This is a genomic window from Streptomyces sp. ID05-39B (genome assembly GCF_033794725.1).
Taxonomy (GTDB): domain Bacteria; phylum Actinomycetota; class Actinomycetes; order Streptomycetales; family Streptomycetaceae; genus Streptomyces; species Streptomyces bobili.
Window position 1 is genome coordinate 1 of record NZ_JARGEF010000491.1, and the last position, 1,773, is coordinate 1,773.

General features: G+C 69.1%; 1 protein-coding gene and 1 pseudogene. Both read right to left on the bottom strand.

Translation table 11 applies throughout. From position 1 onward, the window contains the following. Positions 1–251, bottom strand: a pseudogene (locus P1P75_RS41395) (hypothetical protein); the annotation flags it as partial. A gap of 85 nt (positions 252–336) precedes the next feature. Continuing rightward, entirely contained in the window at positions 337–1,443 is a 1,107-nt protein-coding gene (locus P1P75_RS41400) for a M48 family metalloprotease (RefSeq protein WP_319265182.1), read from the bottom strand. Positions 1,444–1,773 lie beyond the last annotated feature (330 nt).

The following is a 1,773-nucleotide window of genomic DNA, read 5'->3' on the forward strand; positions in this document are numbered from 1 at the left end:
TGGTTTGGAATTTTTTTTAAGGGCAGGGTGCGGGCCGGGGTGGGGTTCTGCGAGGCGGTCGTCGAGGAACTCGCTGACGGCTTCGCGGCCGTGGGCGTCCCGGCCGTGGGCGTTCCGGCCACCGGTTCAGCACCGGCGGACGTGGGCGTGCCCGACGCGCCCCGCTCGTCGTCAGGCCCGCACGCGCTCGCGGCTACGGCCACGGTCAGACTCGCGGCGGTCAGCAGCAGGCGTCTGAGTCGCTTCCTCATCAGGGAGTCCCTTCCTTGCCGGGCAAGGCGTGTGCCGTCCGGGGACTGTACAGCTCAGGTGCGCGCCTCCGGTATGCCGGTCCCGTCAGGCGTGGACGCAGTCCTGAATGATCTTCTTCGCCAGTACGCGTTTCGGTTCGCGGAGTTCGTCCTCGATGGCATCCGCCCCGGCCGCGTCCAGCGTCACTACGGCAGGATGGCCGGCCCCGGGGTGCAGTCGGGCGATACGTGAGCTGACGGAGGGAAGGCCACCGTCCTCGGCCGGGAGCTCTTCCCCCGCGCGACGAGGCAGCGCTGCCGCGTGTGCGGCCACCTCTGCCCAGATATCCCGGTCCGTGCTCTGCGCGGCGCGGACGGGGCGGAATGTTCGCACGGTGACCGCCAGTCGGTGCACCTCGGCGTTGACGGCGCCGGCGAGCAGTTGGTCGCACAAGGCGGAGACGGTCGCCTCGGTGGAAGCGACCCGGGCGGCCACGGCGTCCGCTTGGAATTCTGTGAGCCGCGCGCTGGGACGCGTGAGCCGCATCAGCAGCCGGTGCGCACCCTTGACCACCAGCTTCGGTATCCACAACGCCCAATCCGCGGCTCGTCCTCGGGCCTTGAAACGAGCCGATGCCGTGGCCATCCCGTCCGCGTGCCGGGAGACCAGGGGCGCACTCGGGCTGCCCGCACTCGCCCTGCGGGGAGCGTGCTCCGGGATTTCCGCCCGACCAGCCAGTGAACTCAGCGCCGCACCGATCAGCGTCCCTCGCCGAATGTCCCGAGACGCGAAATGCCCCAATTCGTGTGCGACGGCGGTGACCCGCTGCTGCGGTGCGAGAGTAAGCCAGAGAGGAAGGCCCAGCTCAAGCCGCCGCCTGCGCCGGATGCCACAGGTGGACACCCGCAGGGCGAATTCCGTGCCGACCTGGACGGTGTCGATATGCCTCACGCCCACGGCATCCGCTGTGTCATCCAGCAACGTGTACAGCGCCGGCGCGTCCACTCGCCGCAGCGTGGGCAACTCGGGATCAGGCCTGCCCAGACGCGGCCGCAGTTGGGCGGCACCCACGAGCAACACCAGCCCGATCATGGGCTGTACGACGGTCTCCCAGCCGAGCACGACCAGGAGCAGACCGGCGACGAGCATCCCCGCCACCAGCAGATGAACCAGACAGGCAATCCCGAAGGCGGCAGCCGTCGCCAGGACCACCCTGCCCGATCTCACAACCCTCGGCGCTGCGGACAACGCTTCGCCCCCCGCAATGGGACCTCCCCCGGTTGGCCATGGAAAGCATAATCAGACCGCTTCCGCGATGATCCCGCGTCCGACCGGTCGCAACAGTTTCGGTAACTGCGCGGACCATTGACGCGCGAGGGGTTCGATCCTACGGTCCCGTCCGACGACGCGACTGCTGTTCGAAACTTCGGACGGTGAACCCCCACTGAAGGAGTGTCCGCATGAGCCGCACCTCACGCACCCTCCGCACGCCCCATACCGTCCGCACCCCCCACACCCCCCGCAACTCGCGCACGCCACACA